The following is a 23,154-nucleotide window of genomic DNA, read 5'->3' as shown; positions in this document are numbered from 1 at the left end:
GCCCGCATGACTCAGACATTCACCATAAACCGCCTTGGCCATCAGGGCGACGGGATAGCCGACGGTCCCGTTTATGCCACCCGAACCCTTCCGGGTGAGGTGGTCAGCGGCACGCTTAAAGGGCAGGTTTTGACTGATATCCGGGTCGAAACCCCCTCGGACCAACGCGTGAAGGCACCGTGTCGCCACTATAAGACCTGCGGTGGCTGTCAATTGCAGCACGCGGCGGATGATTTTGTCGCTGACTGGAAAGTGGCGGTGGTGCGCAACGCGCTGGCCGCGCAGGGGCTCGATGCCCCGATGCGGCCCATTCACACCTCGCCGGAACGTTCGCGTCGCCGTGCAACGATTGCCGTTCGGCGGACGAAGAAAGGCACGCTTGCCGGGTTCCATGGACGCGCGTCTGATACCATCACCGAGATCCCCGATTGTCACCTGCTGGACCCGGCCCTGATCGCTGCCATTCCCGTGGCCGAGGCGCTGGCTCTGTTGGGTGGCAGTCGTAAAGGCGTGCTGGCGGTGACGCTCACCTTGTCCGAAGGCGGACTGGACGTTGCGGTCAAAGGCGGCAAGCCGCTGGATGGCCCGTTGGAACTGGCCCTTGCGCAAGCGACCGAGAAACACGGGCTTGCCCGCCTCAGTTGGGAGGGCGAGGTTATCGCGATGCGCCACGCCCCGGTTCAGCGCTTTGGCGGAGCTGCGGTTGTACCGCCGCCTGGTGCGTTTTTGCAGGCGACGAAAGAGGGCGAACAGGCTCTGTTACAGGCAGTTTTGCAGGCCACGCAGGGGGCAAAGCGGGTTGTCGATCTGTTTGCAGGATGCGGAACCTTCTCGCTGCCTCTGGCGCAAACTGCCGAAGTTTATGCAGTTGAGGGCGAGTCTGCGATGACCGACGCGTTGGATCAGGGGTGGCGCCGGGCACAGGGGTTGAAAAAAGTCACGACCGAGGCGCGCGATCTGTTCCGCCGCCCGCTGATGCCGGACGAGCTGAAACCCTATGACGCCGTGGTGCTGGACCCGCCCCGCGCCGGGGCAGAGGCACAAACTGCCGAGCTGGCGCAGGCCAAACCGCCGGTGATTGCCTATGTTTCGTGCAACCCGGTCACCTTTGCCCGCGACGCAAAGACGCTGGTTAACGCAGGCTACACCCTTGAATGGGTACAGGTGGTTGACCAATTTCGGTGGTCGTCCCACACCGAACTTGCCGCCCGGTTCGCTCTGAACCCCTAATCGCACTGGAGATCCCGAATGGGCATCAATCAGCGTCTGCTGACCATTATAGAAGCGCCGATTTTCGGCAAATTCATCACCGGTGTCATCCTGTTTAACGCCGCTCTCTTGGGCATGGAAACCTCCGAGACGTTGATGGAGGCTGCGGGCCCTTTGATCGTGACTCTGGATAAGCTTTGTCTTGCGATCTTTGTGGCCGAGATCGCGATGAAACTGGTCGCGACCGGGCGTCGGTTCTTCACAAGCGGCTGGAATATCTTTGATTTTATCATTGTGGGCATAGCTCTTGTCCCCAGTGCCGGCGCATTGTCTGTGTTGCGGGCATTGCGAATTCTGCGAGTGTTACGCGTGATCTCGGTCGCGCCGCGCCTGCGTCGGGTCGTCGAAGGCTTTATCTCGGCGCTGCCGGGCATGGCCAGCGTATTTTTGCTGATGGCGATACTGTTCTATATCGGGGCTGTGATCTCGACCAAGCTGTTCTCGGGCAGCTTTCCCGACTGGTTCGGCGATCTGGGTCTGTCGGCCTATACACTGTTTCAGATCATGACGCTGGAAAGTTGGTCTATGGGGATCGTCCGCCCAGTGATGCAGGTTTATCCCTATGCATGGCTGTTCTTTGTTCCCTTCATCATGGTCACGACCTTTGCAGTGGTGAACCTGCTGGTTGGTCTGATCGTGAACTCGATGCAGGACGCGCACCATGCCGAGGATGAAGTGAAAACCGATGCCTATCGGGACGAGGTGCTGGAACGGCTGGAAAATATCGAACGACGCCTGGCCGAGCGGGCGAACAGCAAAAAGTGATTTCAGTTTTTGTGTTTTATGGCATAATTTCGGAAAAAAATAAGTAGCAGGCAGTGAAATATGGATCGTCGAGCATTTGGATTGGGTGCTGTGGCAGCGGTAGGCCTTTCGGCCTGTGCCTCGGCCAGCCCACGTTTTCTAACTTATGATGGACCCGAAGTAACATCTTTGGTCATCAACAAGGGCGCGCGGAAGTTGTATCTTCTGCACAACGAACACGTCCTCAAGGAATATAATGTAGATCTTGGATTCGCCCCCGAAGGGACCAAGACCAAGCGCGGCGATGGGCGCACCCCCGAGGGCACCTATCTGATTGACCGCCGCAACCCCAACAGCCGATATCACTTGTCGTTGGGAATCTCGTATCCCAATTCCAACGATGTTGCGCAGGCCAAAGCCGCCGGGGTTGATCCGGGTGGGGATATCTTTATCCACGGCCAACCGAACAGACGGGCTGAACGCAAACGCGCCAAGAAAACGCCCGATTGGACGGCAGGCTGCATCGCCGTCAAGAATGAAGAGATTGAAGAGATCTACGCGATGGTAAACCGCGGCACGATCATCACCTTGCGCGCGTAACCGGTTTCCACCGATCAAATCCGAATTGCATATAGTCGCGCTGGTAGGTTTCGGCCGCCAGCGCCTCGATTTTTTCGTCACAAATGTCTGACAGGTCGTAAGGCGCATCGCGCACTACGGCCGTTGGAGTCGGGGGGGCCTCATGGCCGAAACGGCGCGCCAACTCGGGCAGGGCAGTGGTGACGTCTTCTTCGCGTAGGATCAGATCAGGGGGCGTGAAACCCGCCATCCCCTCCAGCACTTGTGCCTGGCTGCACCAGACCCCGTCAACGCGCACCGGAGTCTGACCGGCCAGATTCTGGCGGAGAAAGGTCAGGAATTCGCAAAAAGCCTGATGGTGCTGCTCGATTGGATAATTGCCGTCGCGCAATTGACCGGGGATTGGCAGTTTGAACCGATTGCGCAGCATGTTGCGAATTTTCAGATAAGCGCCCGGTTCGGTGCTGAGGATATAGCGGCAATAGGCCGTATGAGCCCGCGCCAAAGGGTGGCGCAGCACCGTGAATTTGCGGTGTCCGGGATGTGATTGCAGCCAGTTCCGTGCTTGTCGCCTGTTCTGGCCCGTGGTCAGATCATCCTGCAGCACGCCATCCAGATCCGCCAGCCATTGCGTGATCGGCCCTTCCAGCCCGCCGCGCACAGGCAGATACATCAGCGGCGTTTGCGGGGCGGCCACATAGGTCGCAACAGCCGGACCGCGCCGGGGCTCGAAATTCGGCGTGCGATGCAGGTTGAACCGGTCCAGAGTGGGTAGGGCGCGCTCCATCTCATCAGGGTTTGTCACTTTGGAGCGCGCCGGTTCCGGGTTTTGCGGTTTGAGCGTGTCGTCCAATGCATCCAACCGCGCCTCAACCCCCAACCATGCGGCCAGGCCGTTCAAACTGTCCAGCCGCCGCAGATCCTCATAGGCAAGGTAGAACGGGGTCTGACCGGTGGCTTGCATCTGGTGCAGGATCGAGGTTTGGAAGGCGTGGTGTTGATCCAGAAACCGTTCGAACTCGGCCGCGTCAAAACCAACCTGCGCTTCGCGCCGCCGCTTTATGTTCTTGAGCTGCCATTGCTTGGTTTCCCGCGCGATCTTAAGCGAAACATAGCTGTCCAAAGGATTGCGCGTCAGAATAATCTTGGCGCAGCGCGGATCGGTCAAAACAGGCTCTAACACACGATTTTCGTGACCGTCGAAAAACCGAAACCCGTTCAGACCGTCGCCCGACCGGATGGCGTCCAGCAGGGACAGCGGGTCCGCATCGCGTTCATCCAACGTGATTCCTAACAGATCGTCCTTTTTGATGCGCCCGATGAAATGCGGGTTGAACGCCTCTCCATGGCTGGTCACACCGTCCAGCGCATTCAGGTTTGCTTCCAAAAGGTTCGAACCGGTGCGCATGGCGGCGAGAATGACAAAATAGTCGAAGGTTTTAGCCATTGCGCGCTATTGCACCAGATAGGGTTTCGGAAACGGGCGGAGTTTGGTGCCAAACACGTCATCCGCCGGAAAATCGCCCATCAAATAGGGGTGCATGCCCTGGTTTTTCAGATTTTGCAGGAATTGCCCAAATCCACTGAGATCCACCATGGTGGGGGCTTTGGTCAAGTGGCCGTGGGGTTGTGTACCAATCTCATCAATCACGGTTTGTAGGGCTTCCATCGGCGATTCCACGAAATCGGCCAAGGTCCAAGTCCTGACCCGTGCCTTGGTCCAGACCGAGTTCAGAACCTCTAGCTGTCTGGTCTCGATTTGCTGAAGTCGCGCCGCCTCGGCCCGGATGTCGGCGAAATTCCGGTTGGACCGGAACAAGGGGATCGCCCAGGCCCCCGTGATGACCGAGATTTGGGCATTTCGGTCGCGGGCAAAGAACCAGTTGATCTTTTGCGTGTCGCGCGGGCTGAACTGAAAACATTGTCGTTCACCCCGCGTGTTCCAGATCAGGTTTGAAACGAATGCAGTGGGATTATAGTCGCGCAAAGTGGCGCAATCGCTTAAGGCACCGTTGATGACAGATGCCCCATCCACAAATTCGGCCCGCTCAGGGTCGAACAGATGTCCGTGAACACGCGTTCCGGTACAATCCGTCAACCAGGGTGCAAAATCATCGAACAACTCGGCAAAGCCCTGAAACACAGAATAGGGGAAACAGGTCAGGCCATTTTCGCTGCCATGGCGGGGGAAGCGGCTTTGCATGTACAGCCCGTCCCGGCCGCGGGTCCGACGTTCGACCGCTTTGGAAAAGACTCGGTCAATCTTGCCGGGGTTGGGCTCCGCCCGTTCCAAAGCGCCGGATTGATCCGTCAGAAAACTTTGGTACAGACGATCAGCCTCGCACCAGATTTTGCGGGCAACAAAACAGTCGGACCGGCGCAGCAATTGTAGATGGTCGTCATAGAAAATATGCGGACGACCCTGAAAATCGAATTTCGACAGAGTCAGAGACCGGCTTTCAATATGTGTCGAATACATTCGGGCCAGCGTCTGGAAATAGCTTTCATCCGGTATCCAGACCCGACTGAAATAGCGGTCATAGGTCTTGCGTTTGGGGTCTTGCAGAATGGCGGACAGAGTCTGACGGGTCAGGCACCACCATTGGCTGCCCATATGTGGTACAAGACCGTCTGGAATTCGTCGGCGCAGACCGAGCGCGCGTTGGAGCTTCACATGGACATCAAACAATTTGCGATGCTTGCGCCAGGAAAACGGAAACCGCAGGGTGAACCGTTCCTGATCCAGCCCGCCAATTGTCCAACTGACATCTGCGGTCGTGGCGCTTTCGATGAAATCGACGCGGGGCCGCTGTGCAAGGTAGTCGATGAGTTCGGCAACTGGGCGCAGAGGCAGACACGCGCCGGAGGACAGAAAAACGTGATGCACATCGGGAAAAGCGTTCAACATCATCTCGGACGCTGATTGCGTGGCTCGCACAATTCCCCAGCCACCCCAGTGGCAGGTGAACCGGTCTGAAAAGCGGATCAGGGGTTCATCTTTACAAGCGGCTCTGAACGCAGCGCATGTGGGGTCGGGCACTTTGCGATCCACGTGAATGACAACAGGGCATCCGGCGGCGGCCCAATGGCGGGCAACCTGTTCGGCCCGGTTGAAGGCAGTGTGGACCAGCATGACAACCCCAAGGCTCATGCCCAGTTCCCCTTGGACATCAGGCCGAGAATCTCAAGCTGCCGCCAGTTGATGTATTTCTCGGACCAGTCACACCAGAACACCGTCTGATCCTCCAACCCTTCGGCATAGGCGCGGTATTCACCGGATTTGCGGTAGTGCTGGCCGCGTTGCATTTCTTCCAACGCCTTGGCGCCCAGCGTGTCGATCAGCTTGGCGTGCAGTAGGGCACCGCTGGCTTTTTCGCCGCCCCATTCGTCATAGACTTGATTCAACCCGCGCGGCAGCAGGGAATGGGTCGAGCTGACATAGACATAGCGCCGGTCCCATTTCACAAGCGGGATCTTGTTTAACGCGGGGGCTTTTTCCGGTGTGTCGCGAAAAAACGTGCGCGCGCGGGGGCCGCCCTGTATCCACAGGTTCCCATACTCGGGGTTCTTGGTGATCATGTAATTGCCCGCGTCGAACCAACGGGCGATTTCGAACGGGTCCTGACCCTCGCGGTAAGGTTCATCATCCACGGGTCCGCGTGGGTACATATCGACCAGCATGGTGCCGAAACTGCGCACGGCACATCCGTTCAACCAATCGGTTAAAGCGCGGATGGGGCGCGTGTCGCAGAACGGGTAGATAAAGAACTCGTCCGGGTCGACTGTCAGTACCCAATGACCGTGGGCGTATTTCCGCAGCAGGTAGTTGGACCAGTCGATGCCAAAGGTTGCCCGCCGATAGCTGGCATCAGTTGACCAAAGCGAGACATCGGGTTGATTGGCCAGAAACGCACCGGTTCCGTCCTCGCTGTCATTGTCGACGAACAGAAAGTGATCGACCCCCAGCTTTCGGTAATAGTCCAGGAAATACGGCAGGCGAATTTTCTCGTTCCGCACGACGCTGACCAGCAGAATATCGCGGCGGCTGATCTTGTTAGTCTGGTCCAAGACAGGCGTCAGTTCGCGCCGCTTGCGCAGGCAACGCAAAAGGCGGCGCTTGCGCCGCAATCTCATGCGATACGAATCCAACAGGCTCACGTGACGGCCCAACCTTTTACTTTACGCGAGCATCTCCGGGGCCTGGATCAACCAGAGTGGTGCCGGAGCATTGCCGCGTTATGCCATCTTTCCATCTATCAAAGCAACGCATTTACAAGTCGTTAGCCCGCGCGGCGGATTTCCACTCAATTTTTCCCATCAGGCCAAGCTGCTGAAGCTGTCTCCAGCCTTTGTAACGGGCCGAGTTGGGCGTCCACATGGTGGGGCGATTAAGAATGCCGTCGTAATACGTGTTGAATTGATCGGGGTCGTGGAAATGTTGTCGGCGGGTCTTTTCGACACCTGATTTCTCAACCACTTCGGGCAGGAATTTCGTATGCAGCAAAACCCCAGAGGGCGCGTTGTCGCCCGGTCCGTTATAGGCTGCGTTCAGCCTGCGCGGCAGGGCGGAATGACACGAATTCACATATGCATAGCGCCGCGACCAGCGGATCAGCGGGATTTTGTTCAATGTGGGTGACTTTTGCGGCGTTTCGGCAAAGAACATCCGTTCCCGCGCGCCCCCTTGAACCCATAGGTTCCCCAGCGGAGCCTGCCTCTGCATCCGATATGGCCCAGTGTCGAACCAGTTCAGAACTTCGGTTGGGTCGGCGCTGGGGTCATAGTCCTGCGTCCCCAGTGACGTGTCGGGGTAGAGATCCAGCATCAATGCGCCAAATGCGTTTCGCCCGGTGCGGTTCAGCCATCCGGTGAGGTCTGGCAAAGGATGGGTGTCGTGGTCGGGATAAACTAACAGCTCATCTGCATCGACCATCAGGGTCCAATGGCCGTGACCGTATCGCATCTGCAACCATGTCAGCCAATCCAGACCAAAACGTGACGCACGATAGCTGGCCGTGGTTTGCCAAAGCGAAACGTCGGGTTGGCATTCGAGATACTCGGTTGAACCATCGTCGCTGTCATTGTCGACGACCAGAAAATGATCAACGCCCAACGCACGGTAATGGTTGAAAAACCACGACAACCGATTGCGTTCATTGCGCAGGGTGGTGAAGGCCAGAATGGCACCGGGACGAATGTCGCTGGTCCGGTCTATCAGGCATGTCAGGTCATGTCGGCTGCGGAACGCACGCCACAAAAGCCGCCGACGTTTCAGGCGCAACCGGTATTTCTGCGCCCATGAGATCGGCGGGAGAGGGTTGGTGGCAGCGGTCACCGCGCCCTCATTTCTCGTAATGCCCGTTTTGATGCCAGCGCCATGCATCTGCAATCATCGTCTCTAACGTTGAGCTTTTTGGCGTCCAGCCCAGTTCAGCCCCGGCGCGAACCGAGCCGGATACAAGCTTGGTGCAATCCCCCGCCCGACGCGGACCGATGGAGTAGGGCACATCACGGTTGGTGACCGCTTTGGAATGGCCGATGACCTCCATCACTGAAAAACCCGTCCCGGTGCCCAGATTGAACACGCGGCTGCCCTTGCCGTGCTCCAGCCAGTTCAGGCCCAGCACATGCGCATCGACCAGATCGCAGACATGTACATAGTCGCGGATGCAGGTGCCGTCGGGCGTGTCGTAGTCGGTGCCGAACACGGTCAACCCGTCGCGCTTGCCGTCTATGGCGTCCAGCATCAGGGGGATCAGATGAGTCTCGGGACGGTGGAATTCGCCCACTTCACCGTCGGGGTCCGCGCCAGCTACGTTGAAATAGCGAAAGATCACATGGTTCAGTACATGCGCGGCATCAAAATCGCGCAGGATATCCTCGATCGCGCGTTTCGAAGCCCCGTAGGCGTTCAGCGGCAATTGCGGCGTATCTTCGTCCAGAACCACATTGTCGTGCTCGCCATAGGTCGCGCAGGTCGATGAGAATACGAAATTTTCGCAGCCCGCAGCGACCGTGGCTTCGATCAGATTGAGCGAGCCGGTGACGTTATTGGTCCAGTATTTTCCGGGCTCCGACATCGCTTCACCCACCTGGCTGAGGGCTGCGAAATGCATGACGGCGGCGGGTTTGTATTTGTCAAAGACCTCATCCAGCCTGGCTCGGTCCAGCAGGTCGCCCTGTTCGAACGGGCCGAATTTCACTGCATCCTGCCAGCCGGTGATCAGGTTGTCATAGGTGACGGGCGTGTATCCGGCCAGTTTCAACGCTTTGCAGGCATGGGACCCGATATATCCGGCGCCGCCGGTTACAAGAATATTCGTCATCGGACAGTCTTTTCCCGCGTTGTGGAAGGATGCAGTTCTGCATCAAGGCTCATAGTTTATTCCAAGCCCATTTCGGCCATCATCTGCTCTAGCTTGGGCACGTCTTGGGGGTTGTTCAGTTCCCAGAACTGGCGACCTTTGGCCTCGACCTCGACGCACAGAACTTTGCGACCATTTTCCATGAAGCGCAGCTGTTCCAGACCTTCCAGCTGTTCCAGCGGGCCCACGGGCCATGTGGGATAGGCGGCCAGCGCGTCAGGGCGATAGGCATAGACGCCTACGTGGTGAAACACCGGGGTATCCTCGGTGCCCGCATAGGTCTGCGCTGTGAATGGCACCACCTCTTTCGAGAAATACATGGCGCTGTGATCGGACGCAAAAACCGCCGTAGTGCCGCCGACCCGGCCATGTTTGCGGTCGTTCAGCAGGCTGTTGAGCGCATCGCCATCGCAGCGAAGAACAGGCGTGGCCACACCTGCCTCTGGTGCGGCGCGCAGACCCGCGATCAGGTCTTCCACAAACCAATGCGGTGTCAGTGGCGCGTCGCCCTGAAGGTTCACCACGATATCATAGCCCGCGCCCAGATTGGCATGGGTTTCAGCGCAGCGTTCGGTGCCATTCTGGCAGGTGCCTGAAGTCATCACCACCTCGGCCCCAAACCCTTCGGCCGCCTCGCGGATACGGTCGTCATCGGTGGCGACAACTACCTTGTCCACGCCCGACACTGAACAGGCCGCACGCCACGACCGTTCAATCAGCGTCATCGCCTTGCCGCTTGCCCCGGTCAGAGGCACCAGCGGTTTGCCCGGATAGCGGGACGAGGCATAGCGGGCGGGAATGGCGATCAGAACGGACATCAGGCTTCCTTCAGCTCAACACCCGGAGCGTAGGCGATGAAGAACGGATTTGCATAGCCGTCCTTGCCATAGGTCAGCGGTTCGTGGTTGTCGAAGCGCACCACCTTGCCGCCGGCACCGGCCAGAACTGCGTGACCTGCGGCTGTGTCCCATTCCATTGTGCGGCCAACGCGAGGGTACAGATCGGCCTCACCGGTTGCGACTAGACAGAATTTGAGCGATGAACCCGCGCTTTTGCTGTCGCGCACTTGATACTTGTTGATGTAGTCCTCAGTTGCCTGATCGCGGTGCGACTTGGAGGCCACGATCAAAAGCGCCGAATTGTTTGGTTTAGAGACGAGTATCGGCGTCACGTTGCCCACAACATCCTTGTCCAGAGCGCCGGTTTCCTCAACTGATTGTCCATCGGGCTGGGTATAAAACATGCGTCCCTTGGCCGGGGCGTAAACCACCCCGCGCGTCGGTACGCCATTTTCCACCAGCGCAATGTTCACCGTGAAATCCCCGCGTCGGTTGATGAACTCTTTGGTGCCATCCAGGGGGTCCACGATCAGGAATGTGTCGCTTTTCTCAGTGTGCGAGGCCGCCTGTTCCTCGGTCACCAGCAGGATATCGGGGAAGACTGCGCGCAGGCCGGCCGAGATCAGAACGTCCGCAGCCTCATCCGCTTCGGTTACAGGGCTGGCATCAGATTTGACCTTCACGTCGAAATCATCCGAGTTATAGATCTCCATGATCTTGTCACCGGCTTCCAGGGCCAAACGTCGAATGACGGGGATGAGGGCGTCGTAGGTCACAAAAAGGCTCCGTTCCTGTGATTTGTTGATTGAAAATCCTGACGGCCTTATGATGTCCCGGTTACGAAACAGCAAGAATTTCGTGCCAGATTGCTGGCAATAAAGCAGGAAAGACCGCGCAGGTGTATTACTTTAAGCGAAACCGGACGCTTTTGGGTGGTGCCTTCACCACCTCAGAACTGGTGTTTCATTCGGTGGTGCGCAGCATTCGTTCGCAACGATCGAACGCGGTGCTGGCGGTGATCATGAATATCGTCCAGATTCTTGCACTGGTGACGGTGTTCTATCTGATCATGACGCTGGTCGGAAGGGTAACCGGCTTGTCCAAGATTCGCGGCAATTCGATCCTGTTCTTGCTGTCTGGGGTGTTTCTTTTCTTGACGCACGTGAAATCCGTAAGCGGCGTGGCCGGGGTTGCGACCGGAAACAACCCAATGATGCTGCATTCGCCAATGAACATGATGGTGTCGCTTCTGGCAGCGGCGTTCGGGACGTTCTACACGCAACTGGTTTCGATCCTGGTCATCCTGTTCATGTATCACGTTGCCATCGAACCGCTTGAAATTCAGGATCCGGGTGGCGCGTTCTATATGCTTGTGCTGGCCTGGTTTACCGGCAGCGCAGTTGGCGTCCTGTTTATGGCGCTCAAGCCCTGGCTTCCGACATTTGTGTCCATTTCGTCCGTCGTCTACCGTCGGATCAATATGATCTTTTCTGGCAAGATGTTTGTGGCCAACAGTCTGGGTGGGTTCACTTTGACCATGTTTATCTGGAACCCGCTGTTTCACGTCATTGACCAATGCCGCGGGTTCGTGTTTCGCAACTATTTCCCGCGCCAGACCAGCTGGGAATACGCGCTTTGGGTAGGCATTATCCTGCTTTTGATCGGTTTGCTGGGCATTTTCTTCACCCGTCAGCACGTGTCGAAAAGCTGGGGGGCGCGCAGCTAGGTCGCCACGCGCAACGTCAGATTGATCCGACCACCCTTGGGCAACAGTTTGGATGATCCGAACCGGATACGGTCCACCCCGTGGTAGGTCAGGCGCGCGGGGCCGCCCATGATCACCACATCGCCCGAGTTCAGCCAGATCGACTCGGTCTTGCCGCCACGGGTGGTGTTGCCGATGCGAAACAAAGCATCATCGCCCAGCGAGATTGACAGGACTGGCCAGGAAAAGTCAGCTTCATCCTTGTCCTGATGCAGTCCCATGCGGGTGCCCTCGCCATAATAGTTGATCAGGCAGCAATCTGGGTCGCGCTCGACGCTGGCGAGGGCGTACCAGATTTCAAGGATCGGATCGGGGATCACGGGCCATGCCACCCCCTTGGGATGGTGATCCTGATACCGGTACCCCGCCCGGTCCGACACCCATCCCAGCGCCCCGGCCGAGGTCATTCGGACCGACATCTCTTTGCCCGATGGCGTCGTCGGGCGGAACAGGGGTGCGGATTTCAGAATCGGGCGCAACAGGTCTATCAGCGCGGTCTGCGCCGCCACATCCAGATAGGCTTTTCTGATATCGAAATCGCGCAAAAGCAGCCGCGTCATCGAAGATTCCTCAATCCTTGCCGAAACGTTGCAAAAAAGGCCCCAGATTCCCGAAAACCTGCGATTTACACCGCTTGCAGGCTTTTGGTCTCGCCCTTATATACGCCGGGACGCGTGATGGTGTAGGGCCATTGCGCAATTGAGATCGAGGCAGGGATGCCATAACGGGTCCCGGCCTCGGGACATCGCCTTGAAGAGAAAGGGATCGAACATATGAGTAAAGTAATCGGGATTGACCTCGGAACCACCAACTCGTGCGTGGCTATCATGGACGGCTCGCAGCCGAAGGTCATCGAAAACGCCGAAGGGGCGCGGACCACGCCCTCGATCGTCGCCTTCACCGAAGATGAGCGACTGGTCGGTCAGCCTGCAAAACGTCAGGCGGTCACCAACCCCGACAACACGATCTTTGGCGTCAAGCGCCTGATCGGTCGTCGTGTGGATGATGCCGAAGTCGAAAAAGATAAGAAAATGGTGCCGTATGCTATCGTGAACGGTGGCAACGGCGACGCGTGGGTTGAAGCTCGCGGCGAAAAGTACTCCCCAAGCCAGATCTCGGCCTTCACTCTGGGCAAGATGAAGGAAACCGCAGAAAGCTATCTGGGTGAGGAAGTCACGCAAGCGGTTATCACTGTTCCGGCATACTTCAACGATGCTCAGCGTCAGGCCACCAAAGACGCCGGCAAAATCGCCGGTCTGGAAGTGCTGCGGATCATCAACGAACCGACAGCGGCTGCTCTGGCCTATGGTCTGGACAAGGAAGAAACGCAAACCATCGCGGTTTATGACCTTGGTGGTGGTACCTTCGACGTGACCATTCTGGAAATCGACGACGGCCTGTTCGAGGTTAAATCGACCAACGGTGACACCTTCCTGGGTGGTGAAGACTTTGACATGCGCATCGTCAACTACTTGGCGGATGAGTTCAAAAAGGAACACGGTGTCGATCTGTCTCAGGACAAGATGGCTCTGCAGCGTCTGAAAGAAGCCGCCGAAAAAGCCAAGATCGAGCTGTCCTCGACCTCGCAGACCGAAATCAACCAGCCTTTCATCTCGATGGGTGCCAACGGTCAGCCGCTGCACATGGTCATGAAGCTGACCCGTGCCAAGCTGGAATCGCTGGTTGGCGATCTGATCAAGAAGTCGATGAAGCCCTGTGCAGCCGCTCTGAAAGACGCAGGTCTGTCGGCAGGCGACGTAGATGAGGTTGTTCTGGTCGGTGGTATGACCCGGATGCCGAAAGTGATCGAAGAGGTCACCAAATTCTTCGGTAAAGAGCCGCACAAAGGCGTGAACCCGGACGAAGTGGTTGCTATGGGCGCCGCTATCCAAGCCGGTGTTCTGCAGGGTGACGTCAAAGACGTGGTTCTGCTGGACGTGACACCGCTGTCGCTGGGTATTGAAACGCTGGGTGGCGTGTTCACCCGTCTGATCGATCGCAACACGACCATTCCGACCAAAAAGTCTCAGGTCTTCTCGACCGCCGAGGACAACCAGAACGCCGTAACTATCCGCGTGTTCCAGGGGGAACGCGAAATGGCTGCGGACAACAAGATCCTGGGTCAGTTCAACCTCGAAGATATCCCGCCCGCGCCGCGCGGTATGCCTCAGATCGAGGTGACTTTTGACATCGATGCCAACGGCATTGTCTCGGTTTCGGCCAAGGACAAAGGCACCGGCAAAGAGCAGAAGATCACCATCCAAGCCTCGGGCGGTCTGTCCGACGCGGATATCGAAAAGATGGTCAAGGACGCCGAGGAAAACGCCGAGGCCGACAAGGAACGCCGCGAGCTGGTCGACGCCAAGAACCAAGCGGAAAGCCTCATCCACTCGACCGAAAAGTCGATGGAAGAGCATTCCGACAAGGTCGACCCGACCACTATCGAAGCGATCGAACTGGCGATTGCCGCGCTGAAGGACGAGCTGGAAACTGAAAACGCCGACAAGATCAAGTCGGGCATTCAGAACGTCACCGAAGCCGCGATGAAGTTGGGCGAAGCCATCTACAAGGCGCAGTCCGAGGAAGGCGAAGAAGAACCGGCCGCAGCCGATGCAGCGCCGGGCGATGATGACATTGTCGACGCCGAGTTCGAAGATCTGGACGACGACAAACGTAACTAACGGCTCACCGGGCCAATGCGGGCCGGTCCGTTTTCCGGGCCGGCCTATTTACGTTGAGGCAGAAGGACATACTGATGTCAAAACGCGACTATTACGATGTGCTCGGCGTAGCCAAGGGCGCATCGGCGGATGAGATCAAAAAGGGTTTTCGCAAGAAAGCCAAGGAATTGCATCCGGACCGCAACAAAGACAACCCGGATGCCGAAGCGCAGTTCAAAGAAGCAAATGAGGCTTATGACGTGCTGCGCGATGCCGAGAAAAAAGCGGCCTATGATCGCTTTGGCCACGCCGCGTTTGAAAATGGCATGGGCGGTGGCGGCCGTCCTGGTGGTGGCTTCGGTCAGGGCGATTTTTCCAGCGCCTTCTCGGACGTGTTCGACGATCTGTTCGGCGATTTCATGGGCGGCCAACGTGGCGGAGGCGGTGGACGTCGCGCCGCGCGTGGCTCGGACCTGCGCTATAACTTGCGCGTGACGCTGGAAGAGGCGTTCTCGGGTCTGCAAAAAACCATCAATGTGCCTGCCGCTGTGGCCTGCTCGGCCTGTGATGGCTCGGGTGCGGAAGGTGGTGTAGAACCCACGACCTGCCCCACTTGTTCGGGCATGGGTAAGGTCCGTGCGCAGCAGGGCTTTTTCACGGTGGAACGCACCTGTCCGACCTGTTCGGGGCTGGGTCAGATCATCAAGAACCCCTGTAAATCCTGTGGCGGTGCGGGTCGCGTGGAAAAAGAACGCGCTCTGTCGGTCAATATTCCGGCCGGTGTCGAAACCGGTACGCGCATTCGCCTAGCGGGCGAGGGTGAGGCTGGAATGCGCGGCGGCCCTCCGGGTGATCTGTACATCTTCGTCGAAGTGTCGGACCATAAACTGTTCGAACGAGACAGCGTAAACCTCTATTGCCGCGTGCCAGTCAGCATGGCCAAAGCAGCGTTGGGCGGTTCGATCGAAGTTCCCACCATCGACGGTGGCCGCGGTCGCGTGCAAATCCCGGCGGGCAGCCAGTCAGGTCGTCAGATGCGCTTGCGCGGTAAGGGTATGCCCGCTTTGCGCGGCGGCGGTGTAGGCGACATGTTTATTGAACTTGCAGTGGAAACGCCAGTGAACCTGACAAGCCGTCAGAAAGAACTGTTGAAAGAGTTCGACGACTTAGGAGAAGATAACCACCCAGAATCCAAAAGCTTTTTCTCATCCGTCAAGTCTTTCTGGGATGGAATGAAGGGCTGAAAAGTCGAAAAGGGGGCTCTGCCCCAGCCGCCCGTTTCGGGCGACTCCCCCGGGATACTTTTAGCCAGATGAAGTGGGATCCGCTCTTCATCTGGCCATAAATATCCCGGAGCGCGAGGCAGAGCCTCGCAGAATCCTCTTGATTATTTCTTGCGCGCCTGAGATGTTCCGCGCCAACCGTTGGGGTGCCCTGAACAAGGGGCTGAGAGGTGCTTTCGCATCAACCCATCGAACCTGATCCGGGCAATTCCGGCGGAGGGAACGGTCGTCAAACTACGGACGGTTTCTACGCCGCGTTTGCCCCAGAATTTGGAGCAACGAAATGGCCGCTATTGCATTGACGATTGCCGGTTCGGACAGCGGCGGTGGGGCTGGAATTCAAGCCGACCTCAAGGCTATGTCGGCGCTTGGCGTATACGGCGCCAGTGTGATAACGGCAGTGACGGCGCAAAATACCACGGCGGTTACGGCGGTTCACGGCATCCCGCTGGATGTGATTGCGTCGCAGATCGAAGCGGTTCTGACGGATTTAGACGTGGGTGCCATCAAGATCGGAATGCTCGCAACGCCTGACATTATCCACACTGTGGCCGACAGCATCGCTGAATTCGACGGCCCTATTGTGTTAGACCCTGTGATGATCGCCAAATCCGGCGACGCTTTGCTTGCCGAGGATGCTGTCCAAACTCTTCGGGATGTGTTGGTGCCTCGCGCCTCGGTCTTGACTCCGAATTTGCCCGAGGCTGCATGTTTGCTGGTGTCTTCTGATGCACAAAGCCCCAATGAGATGGTTGAACAAGGTCGCGCCCTATGTGGGTATGGGGCGCAAACTGTTCTGATGAAAGGGGGGCATGGGCAAGGCGAGATCTGCCATGATCTTCTGGTCGGTCCGGCAGGGCTGATCGCCGAGTTCACCGCACCGCGCCGCCAAACCAGAAACACGCACGGTACCGGGTGCACCTTGTCCTCGTCAATTGCGGCCGGATTGGCCAAGGGTCTGACGATCCCGGACGCAGTCGCGCAGGCTCATGGCTATTTGCAAGGTGCGATTGCCAAGGCGGATGCATTGGATATTGGGCAGGGTCACGGCCCGGTTCATCATTTTCATGAGGTTTGGCCTGCGTGACGATCTGGTCGGTCATAGGTGCCGGTGTTGCCGGATTGGCCGTGGCCAGCGAGATGGTGTCGCGCGGCGCCAAGGTGCAGGTCTATGATCCCGGCGGCCCGCCCGGTGCGCATGGGTGTTCGTGGTGGGCTGGCGGGATGCTGGCCCCATGGTGCGAATATGAAAATGCCGAAGAGCCGGTGTTGCGACTGGGAAAGACCGCGTTGGACTGGTGGACTGCGCGTACACAAGTGCAGCGGCGCGGGACTCTGGTCGTGGCCAATCCGCGCGATTTGCCGGATTTGCGGCGATTTGCGCGCAGGACCCAGGCATTCGCAGATGTTGATCAGACCCAAATCCATGAATTAGAGCCTGATCTGCATGGCTTTTCCAAAGGTTTGTTCTTCGCGGATGAGGCGCATCTGGACCCTCGACAAGCGTTGCTGGACCTCTATCGGCAGTTGCAGGGTCAGGGAGTGGAATTTCACCGGAAACTCGCCCCGCCCCGTCTGGAAAATGCGATTGACTGCCGGGGGTTACATGCGCGCGAGGTTTTGCATGATCTGCGGGGCGTGAAGGGTGAGATGCTGGTGATCCGCTGCCCGGATATCCACCTGACCCGTCCAGTGCGGCTGTTGCATCCGCGGATGCCGCTCTACATCGTACCGCGTGGTGATGGCGTTTACATGTTGGGCGCAACGATGATCGAATCCGAGGATAGCAGCCGGATCACCGCGCGCTCCATGCTGGAGTTGCTCAGTGCAGCCTATGCACTGAACCCGGCCTTCGGTGAGGCCGAGGTTCTGGAGATTGGTGTCGATCTACGTCCTGCTTTCCCGGACAACCTGCCGCGTATCCGGCGCTTGGGCCACACGATCTACGCCAACGGCCTGTATCGCCACGGCTATCTGCTGGCCCCGGCTTTGGCGCGGGGTGTGGCCGATCTGGCACTTGAGAACAAACATTCGGAGATGGTCGATGAAGATCGTGCTTAATGGCGAGACCCGAGAAATAACGGCTCTGACGCTGGCTGAAATGTTGGTTGAATGCGGATTCTCGGGCCGGGTCGCAACGGCGGTGAACGAGGAATTCGTACCATCAAGCCTGCGCATCTCGCACAAATTGGTGGATGGCGACCGGGTCGAGGTCGTCGCACCGATGCAGGGGGGCTGAGGATGAAGACGTTCTACAGTACCGAATTGCCCAACCCCTTGATGCTGGGCACAGCACAATATCCAAGCCCGGCCATTCTGGAGCAGGCGTTTCGGGAAAGCGGGGCCGGGGTGGCCACCGTGTCGCTGCGGCGCGAATCCGGGGCGGGTCAGACCTTTTGGCAGATGATCCAGGACCTCGGCGTGCTGATCCTGCCAAACACTGCCGGGTGCCATACGGTCAAAGAGGCTGTGACTACTGCGCAGATGGCGCGTGAGGTGTTCGACACCAAATGGATCAAGCTGGAACTGATCGGGCACACGGATAGTCTGCAGCCGGATGTGTTCCAACTGGTCGAGGCTGCCCGCATCCTGACCGAGGAAGGGTTTCAGGTCTTCCCCTACACCACCGACGATCTGATCGTGGGTGAACGTCTGCTGGCTGCAGGGTGTGAGGTGCTGATGCCCTGGGGCGCGCCGATTGGGTCGGGGCGCGGGCTGAACAACGAATACGCGTTGCGGGCGATGCGGGCAGAATTCCCGGATGTGCCGTTGGTGATTGATGCGGGCATTGGCCTGCCCAGCCACGCCTCGCGCGCGATGGAGCTGGGCTATGACGCGGTACTGCTGAACACCGCCGTGGCGCGCGCGGGTGATCCGCCGGCGATGGCGCGGGCCATGATGCAGGCGATTGAGGCCGGGCAACTGGCCCATCAAGCCGACCCGATCGAGGCGCGCGATATGGCCGAGGCCTCGACCCCCGTGATCGGAAAGGCGTTTCTGTCATGAGCCTCGACCGCTTTTACCCGATCTTTGATCACTCGGACTGGCTGCGGCGGATGTTGCCGCTGGGCGTGAAACTGGTGCAGCTGCGCGTCAAGGATCAGCCCGATGCGGTGGTGCGTGAACAGATTGCCCAGTCACGCGATCTGTGCCGCCAGCATGGCGCGGTTCTGGTGGTGAACGACTATTGGCAGGCCGCGATTGAGGCCGGATGTAATTGGATTCACCTGGGGCAGGAGGATCTGGACGATGCCGATCTGAAAGCTATCCGCAAGGCTGGGCTGAAGCTGGGCGTGTCGACCCATGATGACGACGAGTTGGAACGCGTTCTGGCGATGGACCCGGATTATGTAGCGCTTGGGCCGGTCTATCCGACCATCCTGAAAAAGATGAAATGGCATCAGCAGGGTCTGCCGCGCGTCACCGAATGGAAGGCGCGGGTGGGCGATATCCCTCTGGTCGGGATCGGCGGGATGAGCGTCGAGCGCGCGTCGGGTGTTCTGCAGGCGGGGGCTGATATCGTCTCGGTCGTCACAGATATCACCCTGAACACTGACCCCGAAGCGCGCGTGCGCGAATGGATCGAGGCCACCCGATGAGCCGTTATGCCCGCCAAACCATCCTGACCGAGGTAGGCGCAGAAGGGCAGGCGCGTCTGTCCTCGGCGCATGTGCTGGTTGTGGGGGCCGGAGGGCTGGCTGCGCCGGTCTTGCCATTGTTGGCTGGGGCTGGGGTAGGGCGGATCACGGTGATGGATAGGGATACAGTTGATCTGTCCAACCTGCATCGCCAGACTCTGTTCGCGCAGGCGGATTGTGGACGACTCAAGGCCAAAGTGGCCGCCGAGAGGTGTCGGGCCTTAAACGATGAGATCGAAGTTGAGGCGCTAGAACATGCTTTAACAAGTGCAAATGCGCCCAATATGGCCGCGCAGGCGGATGTGATCCTGGATTGTGCTGACAGCTATGCGGCCAGCTATATTCTGTCCGATACTTGTTTAGCGCAGGGGAAACCGTTGATCAGCGCCTCGGTGCTGGGGCTGTCGGGCTATGTTGGTGGGTTCTGCGGAGGGGCGCCCTCGCTGCGCGCGGTGTTCCCTGACGCGCCCGATAGCGGAGCGAGCTGCGCCACAGCGGGTGTACTGGGTCCGGTCGTTGGAACAATTGGCGCGATGCAGGCGCAGATGGCGCTGAACCTGATCCTTGGGATTGCGCCCTCGCCTTTGGGGCAGATGGTTCAATACGACGCCGGCACCCTGCGCACCAGCACCTTCCGGTTCGACACCGCGCCCGAACCCAATAGCTGTTTTCGGTTTATCTCGGCAAGTCAACTCAGCGCGGACGACCAGATTATAGAGCTGCGCGATGAGGCCGAAGCCTTGACCCCAGCGCACCCGAATGCGCAGCGTGTTTCGCCTGACGGTCTGCATAAAATAGACACTAATAAAGGCAAAAGACTGGCCCTGTGCTGTGCGACCGGTCTGCGGGCATGGCGCGCTGCCGAACAGATTCAACCGAATTGGCCGGGGGAGATTGTCCTCGTCGCGGCCTCGACCTCGTAAAAAAGGAAACGCGAGATATGAAAAAACTGATTACTGCCATCGCCCTGCTGGCCGCTGCGCCAGCCTGGGCCGAGGACAAAATGACCGTCCTGCTGGACTGGTTCATCAACCCCGATCACGGCCCGATCATCGTGGCGCAGGAAAATGGCTATTTCGCCGAGCAGGGGCTTGAGGTTGAAATCGTCCCGCCCGCTGACCCCTCGGCCCCCCCGCGTCTGGTGGCAGCAGGTCAAGCTGAACTGGCCGTGTCCTACCAGCCGCAGCTGCACCTGCAAATCCACGAAGGCCTGCCGCTGAAACGCGTGGGCACGCTGGTTGCGACCCCGCTGAACTGCCTGCTGGTGTTGGAAGACGGTCCGATTAAATCTTTGGCCGACCTCAAGGGTAAAAAGATCGGCTTCTCGGTCGCGGGCGTGGAAGAGGCCATTCTGACCGCCATGCTGAATGCCCATGGTGTGGCGCTGGACGATATCGAATTGATCAACGTGAACTTCTCGCTTTCGCCGTCGCTGATGACCGGGCAGGTGGATGCGGTGATCGGTGCGTTCCGCAATTTCGAACTGAACCAAATGGATATCGAAGGTGTCGCGGGCCGCTGCTTTTACATCGAGGAAGAAGGTGTGCCGCCCTACGATGAGCTGATCTATGTGGCCAACCCCGAAACCATGGATGCCGACATGATCGCGCGTTTTCTGGCCGCGACCGAGAAAGCCACGCAGTATATCGTCAACAACCCGGAAAAAAGCTGGGAGATTTTCGCCGCCACCTCGCCCGAGCTGCAGGATGAGCTGAATGCGCGCGCATGGGTCGACACTCTGCCCCGTTTCGCCCTGCGCCCGGCTGGTTTTGACGCTGGTCGGTACGCGCGGTTCGAGGCGTTCCTGAAAGACAGCGGCATGATCGACAGCATCAATCCGGTTAGTGACATCACCATTGATGTGACCGCGCAATGAGCGGTTACGGCAAAGCATTCGCGCTGATGCGTGATGCGGCGCAAGGGCCGTGGCGGGACTATACCCGCCACGCTTTTGTCGAAGGGATGAAGGACGGGACGCTGCCGCGTGAGGCGTTCCTGCACTATCTGCGTCAGGATTACGTCTTCCTGATCCATTTTAGCCGCGCCTGGGCCTTGGCGGTGGTGAAATCGGAAACGCATTCCGAGATGTTGACCGCTGTGGGAACAGTGAATGCTCTGGTCGCCGAAGAAATGCAGCTGCATATCGGCATCTGCGAAGCGGCCGGGATTTCGCAGGAGGAGCTGTTCGCGACCCCCGAACGGGCCGAGAATTTGGCATACACGCGGTTCGTGCTAGAGGCCGGGTATAGCGGAGATCTGCTGGACCTGCTGGCCGCCCTTGCGCCCTGTGTCATGGGTTATGGTGAGATCGGCGCGCGGCTGGCTGCTGAAGCGACATCCGAGACCTATCGCGATTGGATCAACACCTATGCCGGTGAGGACTACCAGAGCGCGTGCAAAGCGGTCGGAGAGTTGTTGGATCAGGCTCTAACACGACGTATAGGGGCTTATTTTGAGGCTTCTCCGCGTTGGGGCCGTCTCTGTGAGACGTTCAAGACAGCAACAGCTTTGGAGGTCAATTTCTGGCAAATGGGCCTGACCCCGTGACCCAAGCGCCTGATCTGACCATCAGTGGCTCGGCCACAATCGACGGCGCGCCCTTATTCGCGCCTTTGACCCTGACCCTTGGGGCCGGGCAGTGGACCTGTTTGCTGGGTGGATCGGGCGTAGGGAAAACCACCGTACTGCGCCTGATCGCGGGGTTGGAAACGGGTGCTGCGTTTGCTGGGCAAATCACTGCCAGCGACGCGCAGCCGGTGCCGAGTCGTGTGGCTTATATGGCGCAGGATGATTTGCTGCTGCCTTGGGCGACGGTGGCGCAGAATGTGTCGCTGGGCGCGCGACTGCGCGGGGAAAAACCCGACCTGGCCCGCCGGGATCGTCTGATCGAGCGGATGCGATTGCAGGATCATTTGAACAAGAAACCCGGTGAATTGTCTGGTGGTCAGCGCCAACGCGTGGCTCTGGCGCGCACGTTGATGGAGGATCGTCCCATCGTTTTGTTGGATGAGCCGTTCTCGGCCCTCGATGCCCGCACCCGCGCCGATATGCAGGATCTGGCGGCCGAGGCGCTGGCCGGGCGCACCGTGTTGCTGGTGACGCATGATCCGGCCGAGGCCGCGCGTCTGGGTCAATCCATCATGGTGATGACCGCGCAGGGGCTGACGCCCTGCGATCCGCCCTCGGCCCCGGCCCCGCGCCATGTGGATGATCTGGAAACGTTGGAGACGCAGGGCGCGCTGTTGCGGTTGTTGAGAGAGGCGGCATGAAGATCCTGTCTGTCCTTGCCGCAACTGTATTCGCGCTGGCCGTATGGCAGGCGATTGTCAGCTTGACGGGCCTGCCGAAATTCATCCTGCCCGGTCCTGCGCTGGTGGCCGAGACATGGTGGCAGAACCGCTGGGTGATTGCCGAACATACGTGGATTACAGCGGTAGAGGTAGTGATCGGGCTCGCCCTCGGCACGGTTCTGGGCGTGATCACCGCGCTGCAACTGGCCAATTCACGCGCCGCGCGGGTGTTGGTGCAGCCGATGCTGGTCTTTACGCAGGCGCTTCCGGTCTTTGCGCTGGCCCCGTTGCTGACTCTGTGGCTGGGTTATGGATTGTGGTCCAAGGTCGCGATGGCGGTGCTGATCATCTATTTCCCGATCACCTCGTCCTTTTTCGACGGGTTGATGCGCACACCGCCGGGTTATCTGGACCTTGCGCGCACAATGCAGGCGAGCCCGCGCGCGGTGTTGTGGCATATCCGCATTCCGGCGGCGCTGCCCTCGCTGGCCTCGGGGATGCGGCTGGCGGCGGTTTATGCGCCCATTGGGGCTGTGATTGGCGAATGGGTGGGCTCGTCCCAAGGCTTGGGCTATCTGATGCTGCTGGCCAATGGGCGCGCCAAGACCGATCTGATGTTTGCCGCGATGCTGACCTTGGGCGTGTTTTCGATTCTGCTGCATCTGATCATCCGCCGCGCCACGGCGCGCATGGCAGGTGAAGCGGCTTAACGGTTTGGAAAC

Annotated in this window: 24 protein-coding genes and 1 riboswitch; of the genes, 16 read left to right on the top strand and 8 right to left on the bottom strand. The window is 58.8% G+C overall.

Annotation, left to right across the window (positions count from 1 at the left end; genetic code table 11):
- Window positions 1-6 precede the first annotated feature (6 nt).
- The 3 genes from GOV80_RS15650 to GOV80_RS15640 are packed head-to-tail and all read left to right on the top strand — an operon-like array spanning window position 7 to window position 2,613.
- Window positions 7-1,230: a class I SAM-dependent RNA methyltransferase gene (locus tag GOV80_RS15650; protein WP_170786145.1), complete on the top strand. Its 1,224-nt coding sequence runs from the start codon at window positions 7-9 to the stop codon at window positions 1,228-1,230.
- 18 nt (window positions 1,231-1,248) lie between these two features.
- The gene (locus GOV80_RS15645; protein ID WP_170771393.1) at window positions 1,249-2,034 is read left to right on the top strand and encodes an ion transporter; all 786 of its coding nucleotides are present in this window, start codon (window positions 1,249-1,251) and stop codon (window positions 2,032-2,034) included.
- A gap of 60 nt (window positions 2,035-2,094) precedes the next feature.
- On the top strand, window positions 2,095-2,613 hold the full coding sequence (locus GOV80_RS15640) for a L,D-transpeptidase family protein (RefSeq protein ID WP_170771395.1): 519 nt from the start codon (window positions 2,095-2,097) through the stop codon (window positions 2,611-2,613).
- Here GOV80_RS15640 and GOV80_RS15635 read toward each other — a convergent pair.
- From GOV80_RS15635 to cysQ, 7 genes are all read right to left on the bottom strand, one after another.
- A complete protein-coding gene (locus GOV80_RS15635; RefSeq protein ID WP_170786143.1) occupies window positions 2,597-4,039 on the bottom strand; it encodes a nodulation protein NodH in 1,443 nt (480 codons plus the stop codon). The genes GOV80_RS15640 and GOV80_RS15635 overlap by 17 nt on opposite strands.
- A 6-nt stretch (window positions 4,040-4,045) precedes the next feature.
- Window positions 4,046-5,743 carry a DUF5927 domain-containing protein gene (locus GOV80_RS15630; protein ID WP_170786141.1) on the bottom strand — a complete coding sequence of 566 codons (1,698 nt, stop codon included), beginning with the start codon at window positions 5,741-5,743 and terminating at the stop codon, window positions 4,046-4,048.
- Entirely contained in the window at window positions 5,740-6,726 is a 987-nt protein-coding gene (locus GOV80_RS15625) for a glycosyltransferase family 2 protein (protein WP_170786542.1), read from the bottom strand. Before GOV80_RS15625 ends, GOV80_RS15630 begins: the two co-directional genes overlap by 4 nt.
- A 136-nt stretch (window positions 6,727-6,862) precedes the next feature.
- On the bottom strand, window positions 6,863-7,927 hold the full coding sequence (locus GOV80_RS15620; protein WP_336510169.1) for a glycosyltransferase family 2 protein: 1,065 nt from the start codon (window positions 7,925-7,927) through the stop codon (window positions 6,863-6,865).
- 7 nt (window positions 7,928-7,934) lie between these two features.
- The gene (gene galE, locus GOV80_RS15615; RefSeq protein ID WP_170786137.1) at window positions 7,935-8,918 is read right to left on the bottom strand and encodes a UDP-glucose 4-epimerase GalE; all 984 of its coding nucleotides are present in this window, start codon (window positions 8,916-8,918) and stop codon (window positions 7,935-7,937) included.
- Window positions 8,919-8,974: 56 nt separating this feature from the next.
- Window positions 8,975-9,775 (bottom strand): 3-deoxy-manno-octulosonate cytidylyltransferase, encoded by an 801-nt coding sequence (locus GOV80_RS15610; protein ID WP_170786135.1) that lies wholly within the window; start codon window positions 9,773-9,775, stop codon window positions 8,975-8,977.
- Window positions 9,775-10,572, bottom strand: coding sequence for a 3'(2'),5'-bisphosphate nucleotidase CysQ (gene cysQ, locus GOV80_RS15605; protein WP_170786133.1), 798 nt, complete (start codon window positions 10,570-10,572; stop codon window positions 9,775-9,777). The genes GOV80_RS15610 and cysQ overlap by 1 nt, the downstream gene beginning before the upstream one ends.
- Before the next feature lie 122 nt (window positions 10,573-10,694).
- On the opposite strand from cysQ, the gene GOV80_RS15600 reads away from it, so the two are divergent.
- The gene (locus GOV80_RS15600; RefSeq protein WP_170786131.1) at window positions 10,695-11,522 is read left to right on the top strand and encodes an ABC transporter permease; all 828 of its coding nucleotides are present in this window, start codon (window positions 10,695-10,697) and stop codon (window positions 11,520-11,522) included.
- Here GOV80_RS15600 and GOV80_RS15595 read toward each other — a convergent pair.
- Complete coding sequence (locus GOV80_RS15595; RefSeq protein ID WP_170786129.1) at window positions 11,519-12,121, bottom strand: alpha-ketoglutarate-dependent dioxygenase AlkB family protein; 603 nt, start codon at window positions 12,119-12,121, stop codon at window positions 11,519-11,521. The genes GOV80_RS15600 and GOV80_RS15595 overlap by 4 nt on opposite strands.
- Before the next feature lie 213 nt (window positions 12,122-12,334).
- Between GOV80_RS15595 and dnaK the strand changes: the two genes are divergently transcribed.
- From dnaK to GOV80_RS15535, 12 genes are all read left to right on the top strand, one after another.
- Window positions 12,335-14,242 (top strand): molecular chaperone DnaK, encoded by a 1,908-nt coding sequence (dnaK, locus tag GOV80_RS15590; protein ID WP_170786127.1) that lies wholly within the window; start codon window positions 12,335-12,337, stop codon window positions 14,240-14,242.
- A gap of 74 nt (window positions 14,243-14,316) precedes the next feature.
- The gene (dnaJ, locus tag GOV80_RS15585; protein WP_170786125.1) at window positions 14,317-15,465 is read left to right on the top strand and encodes a molecular chaperone DnaJ; all 1,149 of its coding nucleotides are present in this window, start codon (window positions 14,317-14,319) and stop codon (window positions 15,463-15,465) included.
- A 171-nt stretch (window positions 15,466-15,636) separates the two neighbouring features.
- Window positions 15,637-15,743: riboswitch (TPP riboswitch) on the top strand.
- Between the two features lie 44 nt (window positions 15,744-15,787).
- Window positions 15,788-16,591, top strand: coding sequence for a bifunctional hydroxymethylpyrimidine kinase/phosphomethylpyrimidine kinase (gene thiD, locus GOV80_RS15580; RefSeq protein WP_170786123.1), 804 nt, complete (start codon window positions 15,788-15,790; stop codon window positions 16,589-16,591).
- Complete coding sequence (locus GOV80_RS15575) at window positions 16,588-17,565, top strand: FAD-dependent oxidoreductase (RefSeq protein ID WP_170786121.1); 978 nt, start codon at window positions 16,588-16,590, stop codon at window positions 17,563-17,565. The genes thiD and GOV80_RS15575 overlap by 4 nt, the downstream gene beginning before the upstream one ends.
- The gene (gene thiS / locus GOV80_RS15570) at window positions 17,549-17,743 is read left to right on the top strand and encodes a sulfur carrier protein ThiS (protein ID WP_170786119.1); all 195 of its coding nucleotides are present in this window, start codon (window positions 17,549-17,551) and stop codon (window positions 17,741-17,743) included. The genes GOV80_RS15575 and thiS overlap by 17 nt, the downstream gene beginning before the upstream one ends.
- 2 nt (window positions 17,744-17,745) lie before the next feature.
- The gene (locus GOV80_RS15565; protein ID WP_170786117.1) at window positions 17,746-18,510 is read left to right on the top strand and encodes a thiazole synthase; all 765 of its coding nucleotides are present in this window, start codon (window positions 17,746-17,748) and stop codon (window positions 18,508-18,510) included.
- On the top strand, window positions 18,507-19,103 hold the full coding sequence (locus tag GOV80_RS15560) for a thiamine phosphate synthase (RefSeq protein ID WP_170786115.1): 597 nt from the start codon (window positions 18,507-18,509) through the stop codon (window positions 19,101-19,103). The genes GOV80_RS15565 and GOV80_RS15560 overlap by 4 nt, the downstream gene beginning before the upstream one ends.
- On the top strand, window positions 19,100-20,065 hold the full coding sequence (locus tag GOV80_RS15555) for a HesA/MoeB/ThiF family protein (RefSeq protein ID WP_170786113.1): 966 nt from the start codon (window positions 19,100-19,102) through the stop codon (window positions 20,063-20,065). The genes GOV80_RS15560 and GOV80_RS15555 overlap by 4 nt, the downstream gene beginning before the upstream one ends.
- A 17-nt stretch (window positions 20,066-20,082) precedes the next feature.
- The gene (locus tag GOV80_RS15550; RefSeq protein WP_170786111.1) at window positions 20,083-21,018 is read left to right on the top strand and encodes an ABC transporter substrate-binding protein; all 936 of its coding nucleotides are present in this window, start codon (window positions 20,083-20,085) and stop codon (window positions 21,016-21,018) included.
- Window positions 21,015-21,689 carry a thiaminase II gene (gene tenA, locus GOV80_RS15545; RefSeq protein ID WP_170786109.1) on the top strand — a complete coding sequence of 225 codons (675 nt, stop codon included), beginning with the start codon at window positions 21,015-21,017 and terminating at the stop codon, window positions 21,687-21,689. The genes GOV80_RS15550 and tenA overlap by 4 nt, the downstream gene beginning before the upstream one ends.
- A complete protein-coding gene (locus tag GOV80_RS15540) occupies window positions 21,686-22,411 on the top strand; it encodes an ATP-binding cassette domain-containing protein (protein WP_170786107.1) in 726 nt (241 codons plus the stop codon). The genes tenA and GOV80_RS15540 overlap by 4 nt, the downstream gene beginning before the upstream one ends.
- The gene (locus tag GOV80_RS15535) at window positions 22,408-23,142 is read left to right on the top strand and encodes an ABC transporter permease (protein WP_170786105.1); all 735 of its coding nucleotides are present in this window, start codon (window positions 22,408-22,410) and stop codon (window positions 23,140-23,142) included. Before GOV80_RS15540 ends, GOV80_RS15535 begins: the two co-directional genes overlap by 4 nt.
- Window positions 23,143-23,154 lie beyond the last annotated feature (12 nt).

It is taken from the genome of Ruegeria lacuscaerulensis, assembly GCF_013034685.1.
Classification (GTDB): Bacteria; Pseudomonadota; Alphaproteobacteria; order Rhodobacterales; family Rhodobacteraceae; genus Ruegeria; species Ruegeria lacuscaerulensis_B.
This window is presented reverse-complemented; position numbering and strand designations above follow the sequence as displayed.